Annotated in this window: 20 protein-coding genes and 1 riboswitch; of the genes, 7 read left to right on the forward strand and 13 right to left on the reverse strand. The window is 55.3% G+C overall.

The window, feature by feature from the left end; translation table 11 throughout:
• The first annotated feature begins 6 nt into the window (after nucleotides 1-6).
• The 4 genes from AC6I8E_RS20785 to crtB are packed head-to-tail and all read left to right on the forward strand — an operon-like array spanning nucleotide 7 to nucleotide 4,850.
• Nucleotides 7-1,302, forward strand: coding sequence for a glycosyltransferase (locus AC6I8E_RS20785; RefSeq protein ID WP_095708069.1), 1,296 nt, complete (start codon nucleotides 7-9; stop codon nucleotides 1,300-1,302).
• Nucleotides 1,289-2,449, forward strand: a complete 1,161-nt coding sequence (gene crtY / locus AC6I8E_RS20790; RefSeq protein WP_497824763.1) for a lycopene beta-cyclase CrtY — start codon at nucleotides 1,289-1,291, stop codon at nucleotides 2,447-2,449. The genes AC6I8E_RS20785 and crtY overlap by 14 nt, the downstream gene beginning before the upstream one ends.
• Nucleotides 2,446-3,924 (forward strand): phytoene desaturase, encoded by a 1,479-nt coding sequence (locus AC6I8E_RS20795; protein ID WP_497824764.1) that lies wholly within the window; start codon nucleotides 2,446-2,448, stop codon nucleotides 3,922-3,924. Before crtY ends, AC6I8E_RS20795 begins: the two co-directional genes overlap by 4 nt.
• Nucleotides 3,921-4,850: a 15-cis-phytoene synthase CrtB gene (crtB, locus tag AC6I8E_RS20800; protein WP_147788918.1), complete on the forward strand. Its 930-nt coding sequence runs from the start codon at nucleotides 3,921-3,923 to the stop codon at nucleotides 4,848-4,850. Before AC6I8E_RS20795 ends, crtB begins: the two co-directional genes overlap by 4 nt.
• Here the strand turns inward: crtB and AC6I8E_RS20805 are convergent.
• From AC6I8E_RS20805 to AC6I8E_RS20830, 6 genes are all read right to left on the reverse strand, one after another.
• Nucleotides 4,789-5,316, reverse strand: a complete 528-nt coding sequence (locus AC6I8E_RS20805) for a sterol desaturase family protein (RefSeq protein WP_013196143.1) — start codon at nucleotides 5,314-5,316, stop codon at nucleotides 4,789-4,791. The two genes, crtB and AC6I8E_RS20805, sit on opposite strands and share 62 nt — an antisense overlap.
• 209 nt (nucleotides 5,317-5,525) lie before the next feature.
• Nucleotides 5,526-6,635: a fimbrial protein gene (locus AC6I8E_RS20810; protein WP_497824765.1), complete on the reverse strand. Its 1,110-nt coding sequence runs from the start codon at nucleotides 6,633-6,635 to the stop codon at nucleotides 5,526-5,528.
• 16 nt (nucleotides 6,636-6,651) lie between these two features.
• Nucleotides 6,652-9,102 carry a fimbria/pilus outer membrane usher protein gene (locus AC6I8E_RS20815; RefSeq protein WP_497824766.1) on the reverse strand — a complete coding sequence of 817 codons (2,451 nt, stop codon included), beginning with the start codon at nucleotides 9,100-9,102 and terminating at the stop codon, nucleotides 6,652-6,654.
• 123 nt (nucleotides 9,103-9,225) lie between these two features.
• A complete protein-coding gene (locus AC6I8E_RS20820) occupies nucleotides 9,226-9,894 on the reverse strand; it encodes a fimbrial biogenesis chaperone (RefSeq protein WP_041456560.1) in 669 nt (222 codons plus the stop codon).
• A gap of 55 nt (nucleotides 9,895-9,949) precedes the next feature.
• Entirely contained in the window at nucleotides 9,950-10,543 is a 594-nt protein-coding gene (locus AC6I8E_RS20825; RefSeq protein ID WP_013196138.1) for a fimbrial protein, read from the reverse strand.
• A gap of 465 nt (nucleotides 10,544-11,008) precedes the next feature.
• Nucleotides 11,009-11,278, reverse strand: coding sequence for a hypothetical protein (locus AC6I8E_RS20830; RefSeq protein WP_013196137.1), 270 nt, complete (start codon nucleotides 11,276-11,278; stop codon nucleotides 11,009-11,011).
• Nucleotides 11,279-11,595: 317 nt separating this feature from the next.
• On the opposite strand from AC6I8E_RS20830, the gene AC6I8E_RS20835 reads away from it, so the two are divergent.
• Complete coding sequence (locus AC6I8E_RS20835; RefSeq protein WP_013196136.1) at nucleotides 11,596-12,138, forward strand: DsbA family protein; 543 nt, start codon at nucleotides 11,596-11,598, stop codon at nucleotides 12,136-12,138.
• Nucleotides 12,139-12,361: 223 nt separating this feature from the next.
• Entirely contained in the window at nucleotides 12,362-12,775 is a 414-nt protein-coding gene (locus tag AC6I8E_RS20840; RefSeq protein ID WP_013196135.1) for an ASCH domain-containing protein, read from the forward strand.
• 9 nt (nucleotides 12,776-12,784) lie between these two features.
• Here AC6I8E_RS20840 and AC6I8E_RS20845 read toward each other — a convergent pair whose 3' ends face one another.
• The 7 genes from AC6I8E_RS20845 to AC6I8E_RS20875 all read right to left on the reverse strand — a co-directional run bounded on the left by AC6I8E_RS20845 (nucleotide 12,785) and on the right by AC6I8E_RS20875 (nucleotide 18,583).
• Nucleotides 12,785-13,753 carry a ThiF family adenylyltransferase gene (locus AC6I8E_RS20845; protein WP_497824767.1) on the reverse strand — a complete coding sequence of 323 codons (969 nt, stop codon included), beginning with the start codon at nucleotides 13,751-13,753 and terminating at the stop codon, nucleotides 12,785-12,787.
• A gap of 9 nt (nucleotides 13,754-13,762) precedes the next feature.
• Nucleotides 13,763-14,518, reverse strand: a complete 756-nt coding sequence (locus tag AC6I8E_RS20850; protein WP_497824768.1) for a thiazole synthase — start codon at nucleotides 14,516-14,518, stop codon at nucleotides 13,763-13,765.
• Between the two features lie 2 nt (nucleotides 14,519-14,520).
• Nucleotides 14,521-14,718, reverse strand: a complete 198-nt coding sequence (gene thiS / locus AC6I8E_RS20855; RefSeq protein ID WP_013196132.1) for a sulfur carrier protein ThiS — start codon at nucleotides 14,716-14,718, stop codon at nucleotides 14,521-14,523.
• Entirely contained in the window at nucleotides 14,702-15,646 is a 945-nt protein-coding gene (locus AC6I8E_RS20860) for an FAD-dependent oxidoreductase (protein ID WP_033784984.1), read from the reverse strand. Before AC6I8E_RS20860 ends, thiS begins: the two co-directional genes overlap by 17 nt.
• A gap of 131 nt (nucleotides 15,647-15,777) precedes the next feature.
• Nucleotides 15,778-15,897: riboswitch (TPP riboswitch) on the reverse strand.
• 146 nt (nucleotides 15,898-16,043) lie between these two features.
• Nucleotides 16,044-16,358: an ArsR/SmtB family transcription factor gene (locus AC6I8E_RS20865; protein WP_013196130.1), complete on the reverse strand. Its 315-nt coding sequence runs from the start codon at nucleotides 16,356-16,358 to the stop codon at nucleotides 16,044-16,046.
• 16 nt (nucleotides 16,359-16,374) lie between these two features.
• Entirely contained in the window at nucleotides 16,375-17,493 is a 1,119-nt protein-coding gene (locus AC6I8E_RS20870; RefSeq protein WP_497824769.1) for an alkene reductase, read from the reverse strand.
• 205 nt (nucleotides 17,494-17,698) lie between these two features.
• Nucleotides 17,699-18,583, reverse strand: a complete 885-nt coding sequence (locus AC6I8E_RS20875) for a hypothetical protein (protein WP_497824770.1) — start codon at nucleotides 18,581-18,583, stop codon at nucleotides 17,699-17,701.
• A 281-nt stretch (nucleotides 18,584-18,864) separates the two neighbouring features.
• On the opposite strand from AC6I8E_RS20875, the gene AC6I8E_RS20880 reads away from it, so the two are divergent.
• Nucleotides 18,865-19,413: a P-loop NTPase family protein gene (locus AC6I8E_RS20880; protein ID WP_497824771.1), complete on the forward strand. Its 549-nt coding sequence runs from the start codon at nucleotides 18,865-18,867 to the stop codon at nucleotides 19,411-19,413.
• The last annotated feature ends 6 nt before the right edge of the window (nucleotides 19,414-19,419 follow it).

Below are 19,419 nucleotides of genomic sequence, written 5' to 3' on the forward strand. Positions count from 1 at the left end.
TGCTGCATGAGCCACTTTGCGGTCATTGCACCGCCCTTCTATAGCCATGTGCAGGCGCTCACGCATCTGAGCCAGGCCTTAATCGCACGCGGACACCAGATTACCTTTCTCCAGCAGACGGATGTCAGCGCACTACTGACTGACAGCAGGATCGGCTTTTTCCCGCTGGGTCTCGCTTCGCATCCGGCAGGCAGTCTGGCGCATACCCTGCAGCTGGCGGCGCATCCTCTTGGCCCGTCGATGCTTAAGTTAATCAATGAGATGGCCCGCAGCACAGAGATGCTCTGCCGTGAACTGCCGGTGGCGATGAAGACGCTGGCGATTGATGGCGTGATCGTCGATCAGATGGAGCCAGCCGGTGCATTGGCAGCAGAGTCTCTGAACCTGCCCTACGTCTCTGTGGCCTGTGCGCTGCCACTTAACCGCGAACCCGATTTTCCGCTGGCCGTGATGCCGTTTGACTATGCAAACACCGATCAGGCACGCGAACGCTATCGCGCCAGTGAAAAGATCTATGACTGGCTGATGCGCCGTCACGATCGCGTTATCGCCCGCAATGCCCATGCGATGGGATTAACACCACGGGAAAAGCTGCATCACTGCTTTTCACCCCTGGCGCAGATCAGCCAGCTGATGCCGGAACTCGATTTCCCCCGCCAGGCGTTGCCCGACCATTTTCATTCGGTCGGCCCGCTGCGTGCAGCGGTAACAGCGCCTGCCGCGTCGCAGCCTCGCTACTTCCCGCACGGCGACAGACCGCGCATTTTCGCATCACTCGGTACGCTGCAGGGACATCGCTACGGCCTGTTTAAAACCATCGTTCGCGCCTGCCAGGAGATCGACGCGCAGTTGCTGCTGGCGCACTGCGGTCGCCTGTCACCGTTTCAGGCGGAAAAACTGGCGCAGTCCAGCCATGTACAGGTGGTCGATTTTGCCGATCAGGCTGCCGCACTGGCGCAGGCCGATCTGGCGATTACCCACGGTGGCATGAATACCGTGCTGGATGCCGTTAACCATCTGACGCCACTGCTGGCGATTCCGCTGGCCTTTGATCAGCCAGGCGTCGCGGCCAGAGTGGTCTGGCACGGTATCGGACGTCGCGCTTCACGCTTCACCACCAGCCACGCGATGGCCCGTCAGCTTCAGACCCTGCTGGCTGATGAAAGCTACGGCCAGCAGATGAAAACACTGCGCACTGCGCTCTGTCAGGCGGGCGGCACAACGTTGGCGGCGGATATCGTCGAGCAGGCGATGCAGACCCGCAAACCGGTCATCACCAGGAGAGATTATGCCGCGGTATGATCTGATTCTGGTGGGCGCAGGGCTGGCTAATGGCTTAATCGCCCTGCGTTTACGCCAGCAGCGCCCTTCACTGCGCATTTTGCTGATTGATGCAGAAAGTGAGCCTGGCGCGCATCATACCTGGTCGTTTCATGCGGACGATCTCACCGACACGCAGCATCACTGGATTGCTCCGCTGGTGGTTCATCACTGGCCCGGTTATGAGGTGCGCTTTCCGCAACGAAACCGTACCCTTAACAGCGGCTATTTTTGCGTCACCGCAGAGCGCTTCGCGCAGGTTATCCGCGACCGGTTTGCGCCGGATCTGCTGCTGAACACCCGCGTGGCGAGCATTGCTTCACGCTCGGTCACGCTGGCGGATGACCGGGTGCTGGAAACTGACGCAGTGATCGATGGACGCGGCTATCAGCCCGATGGTGCGCTGCGCATGGGCTTCCAGGCGTTTGTGGGTCAGGAGTGGCAGCTCAGTTCACCTCATGGCCTGACCGCACCGATCATCATGGACGCGACCGTGGATCAGCAGTCAGGCTATCGCTTTGTCTACAGCCTGCCCTTTTCGGCGGATACGCTGCTGATTGAAGATACCCACTATATTGATAACGCCACGCTGGAAGGCGATCGTGCCCGTCAGAATATCCGTGACTATGCCGCTCAGCAGGGCTGGCAGTTAAAACAGCTATTGCGTGAAGAACAGGGTGCGTTGCCGATTACGCTGACCGGCGACGTGGACGCTTTCTGGCAGACACGCGATCAGCCCTGCAGCGGTCTGCGTGCCGGGTTATTCCATCCCACCACCGGCTACTCGCTGCCGCTGGCGGTCGCTCTGGCTGACCGGCTTGCGCAGATGCAGTCGTTCACCTCAGAGACCCTGCACGCCACCATTGAACAGTTTGCCGGTCACACCTGGCAGCAGCAGCGCTTCTTCCGCATGCTGAACCGGATGCTGTTTCTGGCGGGTCCGGCTGACCAGCGCTGGCAGGTTATGCAACGTTTTTATGGCCTTCCCGAAGGTCTGATTGCCCGTTTTTATGCGGGAAAACTCACTGTGTCTGATCGGCTGCGCATCTTAAGCGGCAAGCCGCCGGTTCCCGTACTGGCTGCGCTACAGGCTATTATGACTCCTCACCGTCAACAGGCGATGCAATGAACAGAACGACAGTAATTGGTGCAGGCTTTGGTGGTCTGGCGCTGGCCATTCGCCTTCAGGCGTCAGGGATCCCTACGCGACTGCTGGAGCAGCGTGACAAGCCTGGCGGCCGCGCTTATGTCTACGAGGATCAGGGCTTTACCTTTGATGCTGGCCCCACGGTGATTACCGATCCCAGCGCTATTGAAGAGCTGTTCAACCTCGCAGGTAAGAAGCTTTCTGACTATGTCGAACTCCTGCCGGTGAAGCCGTTTTATCGCCTCTGCTGGGAGTCCGGCAAGGTATTCAGTTATGACAACGATCAGCCCGCGCTGGAGGCGCAGATCAGCGCATTTAATTCGCGCGACGTTGAAGGCTATCGTCGCTTTCTGGCCTATTCCCGAGCGGTGTTTGCGGAAGGTTATCTGAAGCTTGGGACCGTGCCGTTTCTGTCGTTCCGCGACATGCTACGTGCCGCGCCTCAGCTGGCTAAACTGCAGGCGTGGCGCAGCGTCTACAGCAAAGTGGCGAGCTATATTGAAGATGAGCATCTGCGTCAGGCGTTCTCTTTCCATTCGCTGCTGGTAGGCGGAAACCCGTTTGCCACCTCGTCAATCTATACCCTGATTCATGCGCTGGAACGTGAATGGGGCGTCTGGTTCCCGCGTGGCGGCACGGGTGCCCTGGTGCAGGGCATGGTGAAGCTGTTTGAAGATCTGGGCGGCGAAGTGGAGCTGAATGCCAGCGTTGCCCGGCTGGAGACGCAGGAAAATAAAATCACCGCTGTGCACCTGAAAGATGGCCGCGTATTCCCGACCCGCGCGGTGGCCTCTAATGCGGACGTGGTTCATACCTACCGTGAACTGCTGAGTCAGCATCCCGCCGCGGTAGCCAGGGGAAAATCCCTGCAGAACAAGCGCATGAGCAACTCGCTGTTTGTGCTCTATTTTGGTCTGAATCATCATCACGATCAGCTCGCGCATCATACGGTCTGCTTTGGCCCGCGCTACCGTGAATTGATTGATGAGATCTTTAACAAAGATGCCCTGGCAGAGGACTTCTCGCTTTACCTACACGCGCCCTGCGTGACCGATCCGTCACTGGCACCCGCTGGCTGCGGCAGTTATTACGTGCTGGCACCGGTGCCGCACCTCGGCACCGCCGATATCGACTGGGCCGTGGAAGGACCGCGCCTGCGCGATCGCATCTTCGACTATCTGGAACAGCACTACATGCCGGGCCTGCGCAGTCAGCTGGTGACGCACCGCATGTTCACGCCGTTTGATTTCCGCGATGAACTGAATGCGTATCAGGGCTCGGCGTTTTCGGTCGAGCCGATTCTGACGCAAAGCGCCTGGTTCCGGCCCCACAACCGCGATAAAAATATTAACAATCTCTATCTGGTCGGCGCGGGCACCCATCCTGGCGCGGGCATTCCAGGGGTGATTGGTTCGGCCAAGGCCACCGCAGGATTGATGCTGGAGGATCTGGCTTGAATAGTCCGTCACTGCTCGATCATGCCGTAGAAACCATGGAAGTGGGCTCGAAAAGCTTTGCCACGGCATCAAAACTGTTTGATGCCAAAACCCGACGCAGTGTGCTGATGCTCTACTCGTGGTGTCGTCACTGTGATGATGTGATTGACGATCAGGTGCTGGGATTCAGCAACGATACGCCGTCACTGCAATCCGCCGAACAGCGCCTGGCGCAGCTGGAGATGAAAACCCGCCAGGCCTACGCCGGATCGCAGATGCATGAGCCTGCCTTTGCCGCCTTTCAGGAGGTCGCGATGGCGCACGATATTCTGCCGGCTTACGCTTTTGATCATCTGGCAGGCTTTGCGATGGATGTCCATGAGACCCGCTATCAGACGCTGGATGATACGCTGCGCTACTGCTATCACGTGGCGGGCGTGGTGGGCCTGATGATGGCGCAGATTATGGGCGTGCGCGACAACGCGACGCTGGATCGCGCCTGCGATCTCGGTCTGGCGTTTCAGCTGACCAATATTGCCCGCGATATCGTTGAAGATGCCGAAACGGGACGCTGCTATCTGCCCGCAGAATGGCTGGCTGAAGAGGGGCTGACACGGGAGACGCTGGCGGACCCGCGCAATCGCAAGGCACTCAGCCGCGTTGCCCGCCGGCTGGTGGAGACGGCAGAGCCCTATTATCGATCGGCATCGGCTGGGTTACCCGGTTTACCGCTGCGTTCAGCGTGGGCCATTGCGACAGCAAAACAGGTCTATCGTAAGATTGGGATGAAAGTGGTTGAGGCGGGTGCACAGGCGTGGGATCAACGTCAGTCCACCAGCACGCCAGAGAAACTGGTCATGCTGATGGCGGCATCCGGTCAGGCGGTTACTTCCCGGATGGCGCATCCTGCTCCGCGCCCGGCTTATCTCTGGCAGCGCCCCGTTTAACGCCGTGACGTTCCCTGAGCGTCGCCTGCAGTTTTGACAGCGGCGGCGCGTAGAGAAAACCAAACGAAACACAGTCCTCTTTGCCGCGTACGGCATGATGCAGGCGGTGTGCCATATAAAGCCGGCGCAGATAACCCCGGCGTGGCACATAGCGGAAAGGCCAGCGCTGATGGACCAGACCGTCATGGACGATAAAATAGAGCAGGCCATAGAGCGTCATCCCTGCGCCGATCCACTGCAACGGCCAGATGCCCGTGCTGCCCAGATAAATAAGTAAAATCGACAGGCCTGCGAACACCACCGCATAGAGGTCGTTAACCTCGAACCAGCCCTTGTGTGGCTCATGATGTGACAGATGCCAGCCCCATCCCCAGCCATGCATAATATATTTGTGCGCCAGCGCCGCCGTTATCTCCATGCCGATAACGGTGACCAGAACAATCAGGGCATTCCAAATCCACAACATAGCTTCTCCCGAACATGCATCCTGCAAAGTGGCGCAGAGGAATTATCTTAACAGAGATTAGGGAAAACCGCGGGTCGGGGTTAGCGGGTTTTAACGATTGCTGCAGGAGACGGGCCATATAGCGATGCTGAGCGGACGCAATGTTCCAGGCAGAAACACCTACAGCCAGCATCACGCGACATTCGCCAGTGATGCACAGCCTGTGCCTGTTAATTATAAACGAGATTGAACGTCACTGTGCCGTCCGCTTTTCCCGCCATCACCTGCCCGTCAGTCTGAATATATTGTGCGTTAAACGCCATCGACGCCGCCTGGTTGGGAGAAGAGACCGTCGTCAGCACCGGCAGTTGGTCGGTTGAAACATTTAGCGGCACGCGCTGACCTTCCGGGACCTGCAGACCGGGTCCATAGGTCAGCGCAATGCCCACGCCGGATGCTGAGTTGCTCTGCGGCGTCAGGCTGATGGCATCTTTATCGCCTGATGTAGCCATACCAAAGAAGCCGACTTTTACGGCGGCACTGTGTTCACACATCACCTGAATCTGAAAGCCTTTTTCGCTTCCTGCCCGGCTGCCAATACCGCTGAATTCCGCCTTACTCACTTTTCCCATGTCCACATTAATGGCGGACTGGGAGGTGACCACAGAACAGCTGCCATACTGCACGGTAAAGCTGGAGAGGAAAATTTGCGGCTTGTCATTGATTGGCTGGCTGCTTGCTGCGCTGTCCCCGACCTTTAAGCTGGCATTGCCAACGTTCACCTCACCGACAGAGGCGGGTTGCTCGCCAGGATTAAGCGGCGAACTCTGTCCGGGAATTTTATAGAACACCACATAGGACTGAAGGGTTATGTCGTGGGCAGAATTGAATTGTGGGCTGGTCTGAGAGTTACAGATCGAGCTGGTTTTGCCCTTACCGGTGGTATCAGCGAAACTGCCACCGCAATAAGACGGCTCCTTGAAACCAATCGCGAACCCGATGCTCTCGACCCCCGGAACACGGTATATCGGCGTATTGTGCCCGCCCGCAATATTGGTCTGCAAGCCGGACTCTTCAGCATTAATTTCAAACCCCATATCTTTGTAGTTATAGCCCTGCTCGCCACTGTTTTTGTTACAGGTAAAGGCATTGGCACTCTGCAGCGGCATCTGCGCAGAAATGGGTGTGCCATCAGCTGCGCCTGGCACATAGTTGACGTTATGCACCTGAACAACCACCTGGCTGACGCCCTGACAGGACTCCTGCCCCAGTGCAGGTAAAGCACACAATGTCGGGATGATTAGCATGAGCCCTTTCACTAAACGCAGAACTGATTTCATCTTAAATTCCTGTAAATTACTGGCAAACCGCCGAGACCAGTCTGACCGGGTTCGTACCGCTGGCGGCAGGCAGGCGGAACGGCGCGCGGCAGCTTTTCTCCACCCCCTCTTCCTGCCATTTCACCTCGATAACACCCTGAGCGGGTACCCCACTCAGATAGAGTTCGCCTTTTTCAGCGACGATGCCGCTCGTACTGCCCTCTTTACCCTCTGCGGCGCGGGCAATCTGACCTGCCGCACCAAATGGCGGGAAGGCATCCTGCCAGGTCAGCGTGAACAGCACCCGGTTACCCACATGGGTGGCGTAGTCGGCCATCACAATCGCTCCGCGGGTTGGGATGGCCGTTTGTCCATCCAGTTCCACATCAACGTTGTCAGGCAGCGTGTCAGTTGCCAGTTCGATAGCATTTTCATGGTAGGGCGAGAGAGATGGCACAATCGCATAGCCGCGATCATCGGTGACCACATTGCTGCTGCTCTCAATACCCACATCGGCCGTATCGGGCACACGAACGATCGCGAAGGTATCGCCCAGCGGCTGGCTCAGCGTAATGCCGTGTGCATGCGCGACGATGCCGCCCGAAAGACCATAGCTAAACTGAGTGCTGTGGCGATCATGACTGACCCCGGCACTGACGCTGCCGCGACTGCCGCGATAGTCCAGTGAGCCGTTGCTGTTCAGATTTTGTCCCTGGCTGTCATAGCCCTGTTGCAGGTTGTAGTGCAGGTTGTTGTCCTGCAACGCGCTGCCCGACAGGCTAACCTGCTGCGAGACATCCCCATCGTTGCTGGAGTTCATGCTGTAGCTGACAGAGCTGTCTGGCAGCAGCGCGCTGAAGGGAACAGAGACATTAAACGAGACTGCGCGGTCAGCCTTACGGGCGCTGGTCGAATCGGTGTAAAACCAGGCAACGCCCCAGGAAATGGCTTTGTAATTGCTGTAAAAGCCCAGATGCAGGGTGCGATCTTCACTATTTGATCGCCAGTAGCGCTGCACATAGGCAGAAGCGCTAAGGCTGCCATAATCAGCAATCCCCTGCGAGATCGAAATCTCCGAGCGACTGCGCTTGTTAGCCACGTAGCTTGCCGGGCTGGTCATCGCGTTGGCTTCGCTGAAGGCATAGAAGCCGCTGGAGGAGTAGCGATAGCTTGCCATGCTGAAGGTGGTATTCGTCGAGACGAAATTTTTCTGATACTGTGCGCGGACTGACTGACCACTGCTGCTCTGGCCCTCCGGTAAACGGGTTTTGGCTACGGTCACATCGGTTCCCAGCGAGCCAAAATCGCCCAGACTTTTACCCAGACCGATCGCTACAGCGTGATAATTCTGCGCCATCTGAACGCCGCCAAAGGCGGTAAAGTCATGCGGCAGTCCGTAAAACAGCGTGGACTGCACAAACTCAGGTGAACGCAGATTGTTACTGCCTGAATAATGGTAACGACCACCACTGACACTGTATTTCAGATGACCCTGACGCAGCATGTAAGGCACTGCAGAGTAAGGTTGAGTGAAGGTGCGTACCGAGCCATCGCTTTCATGGATAGTGATGTCGAGGTCACCGCTCTGTGCGGTGGGATAGAGATCTTTGATCTCAAATGCGCCCGGTGCAACCACGGTTTCATAAATCACATAGCCATGCTGACTCACCGTGACCCGCGCATTGCTGTGGGCGATGCCGTGTATCACCGGCGCAAAGCCGCGCTGACTTTCCGGGAGCATGGTGTCATCAGACATGATCTGCACACCGCGAAACTGCACGCTGTCAAAAACGTCGCCAGAGGTATAAGTATCCCCGACCCGAAACTGGCTTTTCAGTGTCTTAAGATCCCGCTCCAGATAAGTGGTCTGGGATTGCCAGTGGCTGACCAGATCGTAGCGCCAGGTGGCGGTGTTACGCAGTCGCCATGCGCCAAAATTGGCTCCACTGCGCAGGCTGAGCAGCGTTGAATTCCACCGGTCGCTCTCATTACGACTGCTGCTTCCGGTGAGGTTATAGTTTACAAAAGCAGCCGATACGCCCTCATCCCAGCGCGAAGGATCGACATAATCGCGATCTTTTATTTTCAGGGCGATCTGAGGAATGGAAAGATTTAACTGCTGATGCGCGAAATCAAAGTCGGCCGCAGCATCGGGTATGAATTCACTCAGCTCGTCAATGGTCTCACCGTTCTTTAAGCGGCTGAAGGCGGAAAAGCCATCAACGTTGACGCCCATTGCGGAAAGCTCTGCAACCGTCAGTTGCGGAAGCAGCCCGTTTCTGCCCTGCACAAAAGTGACATCGCGGCTATCAATCACCCGGTTGTTGAGTAACAGCGTGACATGATAGGTACCCGGTTGCTGACCGCCTTCACGGGCGAAATAGTGGAGATCGGTGGCATTATGTTGATCGGATGAAAATTCCAGCGCCGCAGGATTAAAGTAGTCATCCGCGCGGGCACCACGCAACGGGCAGAACATGAGCAGCATCAGACCCGGAACGCCTGCAAGCCAGGGAGAGGCGTGAAACGTTTTCGCGTGCCTTTTCTTGCCTGTCTCAGCCTGTGGAGTGACTTTCACTGTTAGTGCCCCGGATTCAAATCAAAAAAACAGTTAGCGCGTACGTTGTTCGGTGATGCCGCCGTAGTCGTTAATCGCAGACCAGGTCACTGCGCCGGAATCGGCGACGGTCCACTGACGATCCTCACCCGGGCCAATCATGCCTGGGTCCTGAATGGTGTGATGATTAACGCTAAGCGAATAAAAAGAGACAAAGTAAGGGGTTGGGTTATGCGCAATAAGCTGCCTGCCTTCATGGCGAAAAGAGAGTTGTTGCCAGGCGTCAGCCGGATTTCCCTCCAGTCCTTTTGGTCGATAAAAGAGCTTGAATTTCGATTTAATATTGACCTGCAGCTGATTACTTTTATCGCGTGGTGTGGGTGAAATAGATTTCACATTGAGCCAGAACACCGATTCACGATCTTTCGGCAGCGGCATTCCCAGATAATTAATCCTTAACAGATTCTCTTTTCCCGCATCGAGACGAAAAAGCGGTGGCGTGACAATAAACGGCACCCGGGAATGATTATCTGGATTGAAATTCTCTATCCACGACTCCACCAGATAGGGCATATTTTTATCCTGATTCGTGACCGAAAGCGTTGCCTCCTTTTTTCCTTCCACAAAGATAATACGCGTCCCTCCCATCACAACACCTGCATGAGCAGCCATGCTCAGCATACACGCAGAGAAAAGCGAAATAAGTCTTATTACCTTAAACATAGCCATTTACGCCATTAATCTTCAGAAGGAAAAGCAGGGTTGCCCCTGCTATTTATCAGTTATAAACCATCACGAAGTTTGAAACTGCGTTGGCCGGACCGACTGCGATTTCAGCACCATCACTTTTATAATCGGCATAGAAAATCAGGTCAGCAGAACCGCCCTCTTCGGTCTCCACCATTTTATCAACCCCTTTAGAGATGGAGCCAATTGCGATCGGCGTGCTGCGGTCCCCTTCGTAAAGTTTAATGCCCACGCCGGTAGCGCCTCCATCGGCCACTTTCAGCAGGGTATTATCCCCAGCGTCTTTATCGCCATCGAACAATACAGCCACTTTAGTAACCGATGCCGGGCAGTCCTTGACTGAAATAGTGAAGGGGGTTTGGGTCGTTTCGGTGCGGCTCTCGAAATAGGATTTTGCCCATTTACCTAAATCAACGCTCTGTTTTTTACTGGCAGTTGAAACGTCACATGAAACATCGGTAATTTCACCAGTAAATTTCACTTCGCCACCTGCACCCTGAGTGCCGGCTGATGCTCCCGGATTAGTATTCATCGGTGATGGGCCGTCAGTTGCTGCTGCTAATGCCGATCCGGAAATCATAAGTCCAGCCAGTGCCACTGGCAGAATACGTTTTCTGATATTCATCAAACCTGTCTCTTTTCAATACATACAAAGTGGCTGGGGTCAGCCACCTGATGGATAGATATGCATTTATTAAATGCGCCAACATAACAACCCGGAGTTTATTATGTTACCAGCATATTAATGGCGCATAACTATATAAAAGATAAACAGACGTTTTCCCTTGTCCCTTCAGGAAATATAACAACCTCTTTTATTGTTCTGGATCAACCTGTGACAATTTAAGAAAAGTATTAACTGACCTTTTCACTGCACTCATCAAATATTATATTCACTTCTGTAGCGCATTCTATTTACATTGAAAAAATAAAGACTCCAGAATGAGAATATACTTAGAGAGTAATCACAATAAAGTCATGGATGGACGTCCTGAATAATTGCCCGCCACGATCATTACGAGGCTCAGATCCCTGCTCCGAAAATAATCTGAGATGAATGTCTGGCTCGCCCGTCGCCGGTCAGTAGAACTTAAAGCCGATCATGATCCATCGGCGTGCGAAAAGCGTGACGTGCGGCAACCATCAACTGACTGGCTGTCACGGTGGTGGGGAGTCGAAGCAGAATTTTACTCGCCTGCCAGTAACAGAGCACCATGACCTCATCCTCCTCTTTTTCAGCCAGCTCATGCAGCCGTGCGCGCAGTGATAACACGTCAATACTCTGCTGCTCATCCAGCATGTCAGAGATCGTCTTGTTGATGACGCGATGGAGAATTTTCCAGGTAAGATCGGTATACAAAATCAACCTCTTCTAACGCTTATCGGTCCCAGGCAGACGATCAGCAGGCAAAAAGCAGAAATGGCTTCATCATTCGGTCGAGCAAATTCTGCAGATAACTATAGCTGCTCGCAAGTGACGATGCAGGGCCAGCTGTTGAGAATGCCAAAGCCGATAATTCTAACGATTAATGGCCCTGGCTGTCGCCTGTTACGCGCAGGTCAGCCGCTGATTGCTGTTTTTTGTAACAATTGCGGCTGATTCTTAACTGGCTGATGTGATGCGAATTTGCCAGGGTAAGGACACTTCCCGTTCCGTTTATCTTTAAGGAGTTTACGATGAGTCAGCATGCTGATGTCCTGGTCTGGGGCCACGGTCCCGCAATCTTTGAAGTCTTTCTGGAACCCACCTGCCCTTTTTCGGTACGCGCGTTCAATAAATTTGACGCGTTACTGGCGCACGTGGGTGAAGAGAAGATGACCCTGAAGATTCGCCTGCAATCACAGCCGTGGCACCTCTATTCCGGCGTGATTGTGCGTTATATCCTTGCCGCCGCCAGCGACAGTAAAGAGGCGGCGAAGACGGTGATGCAGGCCGTCGCCGATCATCGCGAAGAGTTTGAGTTTACCGATCACTGTACCGGCCCGAACCGCGATGCGACGCCGAACCAGATTCTGGCGCGCCTGAAAGAGTACAGCGGCGTGGATGCCAGCGCCGCATTTGATCAGCCCGATCTGCAGAATGCAATTAAATGGCACTGCAAATATGCCCGTCAGAATGGTATTCACGTTTCACCCACCTTTATGGTGAACGGTCTGGTGCAACCCGACATCAGCAGCGGTGACGACATTGAACACTGGGCGAGCTTCCTGATGCGTTAGTTATTGTACGCGGCTGTAGCTGGCCGCGTCAGACTGTATCTCTCCTCTGCAATCCCGCACGCACGCAAACCCAATCTCCTGAAAATTAAGCCTGTTTTCCCATGAGCAGGCCGGGTAAGCTGTAGCGCTATCAGCAGCATCTACACTGCTGCACCATCATCTTAACAGCGACGCTGACCTGTATTTATGCCGGTCAGGCGCTTATTTTATTGAGGATTTTCGGATGTCGATGACGCTGGAACAACTGCAGGACAAATATCCGGGTGCCTTCACAGATGCATTCGGTGATTCCCCGGAATTAGCCAGCGCGCTGGCAACGCTGATTATTGCCGGAAAGAAGGTAGCAAGCTGCGGTTCGTTGCAGAGTTGGCAGGAGCAGGAAGCACTGCCGCAGCCAGGTGGTTACAGCATTGTGCTGAACGGCGAAAAGCAGCCCGTCTGCGTGATCCGTACCACCGGACTGTTCCTGACGCGTTTTGACCGCGTCACGCCAGAGATGGCGATGCTGGAAGGTGAAGGCGATCTCAGCCTCGACCACTGGCGCCAGGAGCATCAGCGTTACTTTGAGCGTGAAGGCTATTTCCATAAGGAAATGGAGCTGATTTTCGAGACGTTCCAGTTGGTCGAGGTTGTGTAGACCGGCAGGCTACAGCGTGTTTGCCGCCATCAGCGCCAGCCGCGTGATCCCCCGTGCGGCAAGGTTTTCTGCCGCCTGAGCTGCACGCATGCCACTGGCACACACCAGCACCACGCGCCGATCGGACGGCGGCTGCCAGGCCGCTATCTGCTGCGGCAAAATGCGTAGCACCCGTTCGGCCACACTGACCGGTGCTTCGTCTGGACTGCGCAGTTCCACAATGCAATCGTCCTCACTCAGCATCGGCTTATCGATAAACGGGATGCCCGGCGCGTCGGGTTCAGGCGCGTCATCAAAGCGGAATTGCCTGACGTGCCAGTCCACAAAGTCGCAGTGGATCATGCAGCCGAGCGGCGATGGCGTCAGTTTCAGCAATACGCTCAGCACCATCTGCGCCTGCATCGCGCCCAGCGTTGCTACCGCAGGCCCCATTACGCCAGCCGTGTTGCAATTACCCGAAGCCATCGGCAACTGAGGAAACAGCGCACGATAACCGGGCGCACCGCCGCAGAATCCACCGACGTAACCTTTACGACCCAGTACCGAGGCGCAGATCAGCGGCAGACCACGCGGAGAGCAGGCGTCAGAGAGTTGATAGGTAATGGCGAAGTTATCCGCCGCATCCACCACCAGAACGATCCCCTCCAGCGCCTGCGGCAGTTGGCTGGCGCTCAACATCCGGGGATGCGCCTCAACGTGGCAGTCAGGATTTCGCTGCGCCAGCGCGCGCTGCGCGCAGATTGCTTTGGGCTGGCCCACATCCCCAATGCCAAACAATGTCTGCCGGTGAAGGTTGTGCAGCTCAACCCGATCGCCATCGTAAAGCCGAATAAACCCTACGCCCGCGCCGGCCAGTAACGGCAACAGTGTCGCGCTGAGTCCGCCCGCACCCACCACCAGCACCCTTGCCCTGCTCAGGCGCTGTTGCCCTGCTTCACCGATCTCCGGCAACATGGTCTGTCGCTGATACCGATCCATTGCTGCTCCTCAGAACTGTGCCAGACCAAAAATGGGTGTTGAAGCTGACGCCATGTCACGCTGCTCCATCAATCCCGCCTGAAACGCCTCATGCCCGCCGTGGATCGCGGCGGCAAAGGCACCCGCCATCCGCACCGGATCGCGTGCTTTCGCCACCGCGGTGTTTAGCAGCACGCCATCAAAACCCATCTCCATCGCCTGCGCCGCCTGGCCTGGCGCACCGATGCCCGCATCAATTATCAGCGGCACATCTTTAAACCACGCACGCATGGCGCGGAGTCCCTCGATGTTGCGCAGCCCCTGGCCGGAACCAATTGGCGCGCCCCAGGGCATCAGCACTTCACAACCCGCTTCCAGCAGCTTCTCGCCGACAATCAGATCTTCGGTGGTGTAGGGAAAGACCTGGAAGCCATCAGCGCAGAGGATCCGGGCCGCTTCAACCAGCGCAAAGGGATCGGGCTGCAGCGTGTCGGCATGACCAATCACTTCCAGCTTGATCCACGGCGTGTCGAACAGTTCACGCGCCATCTGTGCCGTCGTCACCGCCTCTTTTACCGTATGGCAGCCCGCGGTATTCGGCAGAATCCGTTTGTTGAGCCGCTGCAACAGCGTGCGAAAGGCACCGCCTTCGCTGCCTTCACGACGCAGACTGACGGTAATTATCTCCGCACCTGATGCATCGATAGCCTGATGCAGAATGTCGGGTGACGGATATCCGGCGGTGCCAAGCAGAAAACGGGATTGCGGAGTGAATTGATAGAACATGGTTAACCTCCCTGCATCGGTGACAGGATTTCCAGCTGGCTGCCCGCTTGAAGCTGCTGGCTGACATAACGGCTGCGCGGCACAAACTCACCGTTCAGTGCGGTGGCGACGGTGCGCGGGTCGATCTGCTGCTCCGCCATAAGTTCCGCCAGCGTTGTTGCGCTGGTTTCAATCGTGCGTCCATTAAGTTGAACTCGCATGAGTCATCTCCTGAGTGAGTTGCAGCATGAGTTTTTCAGCCATAATCGGGGCCAGTAAAAAGCCGTGGCGGTACAGCCCGTTTAACGAGAAGCGCCCATTTTCATAGCGGACTTCCGGCAGGTTCTGGCGGTAGGCGGGACGCAGACCGGTGCCGCTCTCTACGATCCGTGCTTCAGCCAGCGCCGGATGCAGACTGTAAGCCGCGCTCAGCAGCTCCATCATCGCCCTGGCGCTGATCGGGCTGCTGTCGTGACTTTCGACCATGGTGGCTCCAAGCATGAAGTGGCCTCCGGCACGCGGCACCAGATAGCAGGGAAAGCGCGGATGCAGCAAACGGACCGGACGGGAGAGCTGAACGTCATGCGTATGCAGGATCAACATTTCGCCCCGCACGGCGCGCAGAGCGGGCTGCTGATCAAGAGCGTGGATGCCGCGGCAGTCGATGATTTTGCCGCCGGGTTTGCCGCTGTGAAAGGGTATGCCCGCCTCGTGCAGTGTGACGCGCAGTTGCTGCAGTGCGCAGCGCGGATCAAGATGCGCCTCTGCAGCAAAGAACAGGCCGCGGGCAAAGCGATTTTCCAGCGCCGGTTCGATGTCACCGGGGGCGACCCACTGATGCTGCTGCGTCATGCTGGCGAAGCGCGTCAGTTCGCGGCTGTCACGCGGTGGCGCAACCACCAGCGTGCCCTGCTGCTCCACGCCGTCGACGCGTTTCGCCCACCATCCGGCAGCGTGCTGGCCCCATTCGATGACCTGGTGTGGCGCGCTTTCTGCTTCGCACCAGGGCGCAAGCATGCCCCCCGCCCAGTGCGAGGCGGCACGACAGTCAGGCTGCGTAATGACTTCAACGGCTTCTCCCCGTTCCAGCAGTAGCGTGGCGACACACAGCCCGGCAACGCCGCTGCCCAGCACCGACCAGCGGCTCATGGTGCCCACCGGAGAGGAAGAGAGTGATTAAGAATGAGATGTTTCACTTTGGCCTCGTTATCGGTTAACGAAGACCCGTGATACAGAGGGAATAGGCAAAGACGTCGCGAACGCGCGCCTGCGGCAAGTATCGGATGCGATACCCGTCTTCCTACGCCAGTATCAACTGGGTCAGGTTCTAAGGGTCGCTAAGCCGCGCACTGCGCTATTAGCCTCTCAGTCTCTCTGGCGAGACTCCCCTGACGGCTTTAGTTGTAAGTTAAGCGGGCAGCTTCGTCAAGCCGCGTGCGTGAAGACGAGTCAGAAATCCGGGGGATAGGTGCAGGCGTTTACTGTAAGTGCAAAGACTCAGCATTCGCAGATAAGATAACAGAGAAGTGCTGAAACGGCAGGCGCCCTAAAGCGCCTGCAGCGATTGTGTCACCACGTCGGTTATTTCACGAATACGTGGTTCAGCGCGGCGATAATAGGTCCACTTCCCGACTTTGCTGGCTTCGACCAGCCCCGCATTGTGCAGGGCTTTCAGGCATAACGAAGTAGCGGGCTGTGATAAGCCCGCCTTGTCCTGGATGAGGGTGGCACAGACGCCATACTGAGCGAAGGGATAGAGCTGAGAATAGCCCGCAAACGCTTCGTCAGGATTTTTAAGCCACTTTAGTACTGCCACCCGGGTCGGGTTGGACAGTAACTTCAGGGCATTTTCGGGGGACATGCCGCCTCACATAAGATCAGGATTGAAAAACAGGATAGTCAGTATAGCCTTTCTCAGTGCCGCCATACAGGGAAGCGTGATCGACGGGATTCAGCGGATAACCTGCTTTAATGCGTGCCGGCAAATCGGGATTCGCAATAAACGAGCGGCCAAAACCCGCCAGATCGCCCCAGCCTTTATCAAGCATATGCTGTGCTTTTTCCGCCGTGTAGCGACCAGAATAGATGATCGGAGAACGGAATGTTTCCCGCAGCGCAACCCGGAAACTCTCTGGCATATCCGGGCTATTATCCCAGTCCGCTTCGGCAATAGAGAGATAGCCAACTTCCAGCTCATTCAGCAACTCCGCGGCGCGGATATAGGTCGCATGGGGATCGCTTTCAACCAGGCCAAGATAGACGCGCTCTTCGTCAGTACTCGAAAACAATGGCGCAAACCGCACGCCAACACGGTGGCTGCCAAATACCGCGCTGACCGCCTCAACAACTTCACGCAGGAAACGCAGACGATTCTCTGCTGAGCCGCCATATTCATCCGTGCGGAAGTTAGTGTGCTCCGAAATAAACTGGTTAATCAGATAACCGTTGGCAGAATGCAGTTCCACACCGTCAAAACCGGCCTCTTTTGCATTTTCCGCCGCGCGTCGGTAAAGCGCCACGATCTCTTTGACTTCCGCGTTGGTCAGTGCCCGTGGTTCGCTGGGTGCGGTCAGTATCCCCGCGCCTGGTCCGGTTTCAATGAATACCCGAACGTTATCGGCGGCGATGGCTGAAGGCGCAACGGGAGCCTGCTTGCCTGGCTGAAGTTCATTGTGAGAGACGCGACCAACGTGCCAGAGCTGGCAAAAAATCGTGGCGCCTTCCTGATGTACCGCCTCTGTGACCTTTTTCCAGCCCGCGATCTGGGCGTCGCTGTGGATCCCCGGCGTCCATGCATAGCCCTGCCCGCGAGGTTCAATCTGGGTGCCTTCGGTGATCATTAGTCCCGCGCTGGCACGCTGGCGGTAATACTCCACCATCAACTCGCCGGGAATATTGCCCGGCTGTTCACTGCGACAACGCGTCAGTGGCGGCAATACAATGCGGTTACGAAGTGTGAGATCGCCCAGGTTCAGGGGGGTAAACAGTGACGGCATGACAAAATTCCTCTGATGTGTAAGAGGCGCCATTATATTTACACATTTAAATTTGTAAATGTGTAATCAGTGCTTTTTGTTTTAAGCCGGATTTATCAGAGTATCTCATCTGACTAAACAGCCTCATCGTAGCCATCCTGCAGACGCGGCTCTCAGGATGGCTTTATTGCCACGAAAGAGCCCCCAGCCGAAGGATCATCACTGTTTAAGCGATGTATTTATCAGCGAACGCCTGCCACTGCTGGCGATAAACCTCCAGCTGTTTAAGTGCGTCATCGATTGAGGGTTGCGCTTTGTTGTCTGGATTCGGCGTGGAACGAATCACATCGGCAAACACGCTGAAAATGGCGTTCATGTCACTGCCCGATTTTGTCGCTTCAAACATTCTGGCCAGTTCATTCTGTGGCCGCGCGGAGCCACTCTTTACCTGGGTGAGATAATCACGCGCATCCGCCACGATTTCACGGGTGCCATATTGATGCGCGATATCCAGCCTTTGCTGTGCCCCCAGCAGCGTGCGCTCTTCGCGGAATGCCACTTTACCGTCGATCATTTCATCAACAATGCCCGTCGCCTGCTTCCGCTTGTCATCCGGAACATATTTCTCAATAAGTTTGTGCAGTTTCACCTGCGTCAACGTTATTGTCATCGCTTCAGAGGTATCACTGTTGTCGTACTGATTTTGTCCCACCTGACCTTCAGCGAGCACCTGATGAAGCGCACCCGCAAATTCATCCATACTGGCCTGGGTGTTATCTGTCGTCATATCCAGTAGCGGACGGAATGTCCTTGCATCCCAGTTTGTATAGGGATCGTTGAAAAGCGCATAACCGAGATTAAACGTGGGTCCCTGATGAGCTGATCGGCTTGCCAGCAGATCGTTCAGGGTTTTATCCTGCTGTTCAACGGAGACAGGTTCAGCAACGACCTGCATCAGGCGGTCTCTTGCCTCCTGAGAGATGATAACTACAGTGTCGGGAAGCCTTTTTCCGGTAACAGACTCGGTATTGTCGCCTGAAGATGATTTGATTGCGCCGGAAGCGACATAGCTATTTGCCACGCCGTCTGTAAGTCCATTGATTAGTACCATAATGCCCTCTACGGTTTGATTGATTGAGTAATTAATCGGCAGGATGTAACAAATCTTTACCGAAAAAAATACAATCCGTGAGGAGGGTGGATTATTTGAAAACCAGATCATCAGATACGCTTTGACATGATTTTGATTCATAATGCCTTCAGCAGCCTTTATTTACGCCTCTCGCAGGTCAACACATTCCAGTTGAGATTTAAACCTTGCAAGTTGCATAGAAAAGCATCATGTCAGCAGGCCGTTATTCATTTAAGAAGGGAAAATTCAAAGGAGATATAGTGAATAGTGCACTCACTTTAGAGGCGCTGGGACCACGCATTTGTATTATGGGTCCTTCAAACAGTGGCAAATCTACCTTAGCTGAGGCTATTTCCCGCAAAACGAATTTACCTGTTGTTCATCTTGATCAACTTCACCATCTTCCGAATAGTCAATGGATTCCCAGAGCACCGGAAGCATTTCGCCATTTGCATGCAGATGCAGTGAGTCAGGAAAAATGGGTAATGGAGGGAAATTATACAAAATGCATTGAGGAACGCTTTGCTCATGCCACGGGATTGATTCTTCTGGATGTAAAAGTGACCGTGGCACTGCTGCGTTATATTCGCAGGTGTTATTCATCGACACCGCGAATAGGGGGGCTCGGGATGAGCAGAGAGTCCGTAACCCTGGAGATGCTGAAATATATTATCCGTACTGCCCCGCAGAATCGTAAGTATCATCAGACGCTTTACGACCAGGCCAGATTGCCAAAAGTTCTGCTTCATTCTCCACACGAGATTAAAGCCTGTTCGGAATACTGGGGCTTAAAGTTAAAAAATAAGTAACCCACA

The organism is Pantoea sp. X-Soil-YNGN-785, assembly GCF_059730585.1.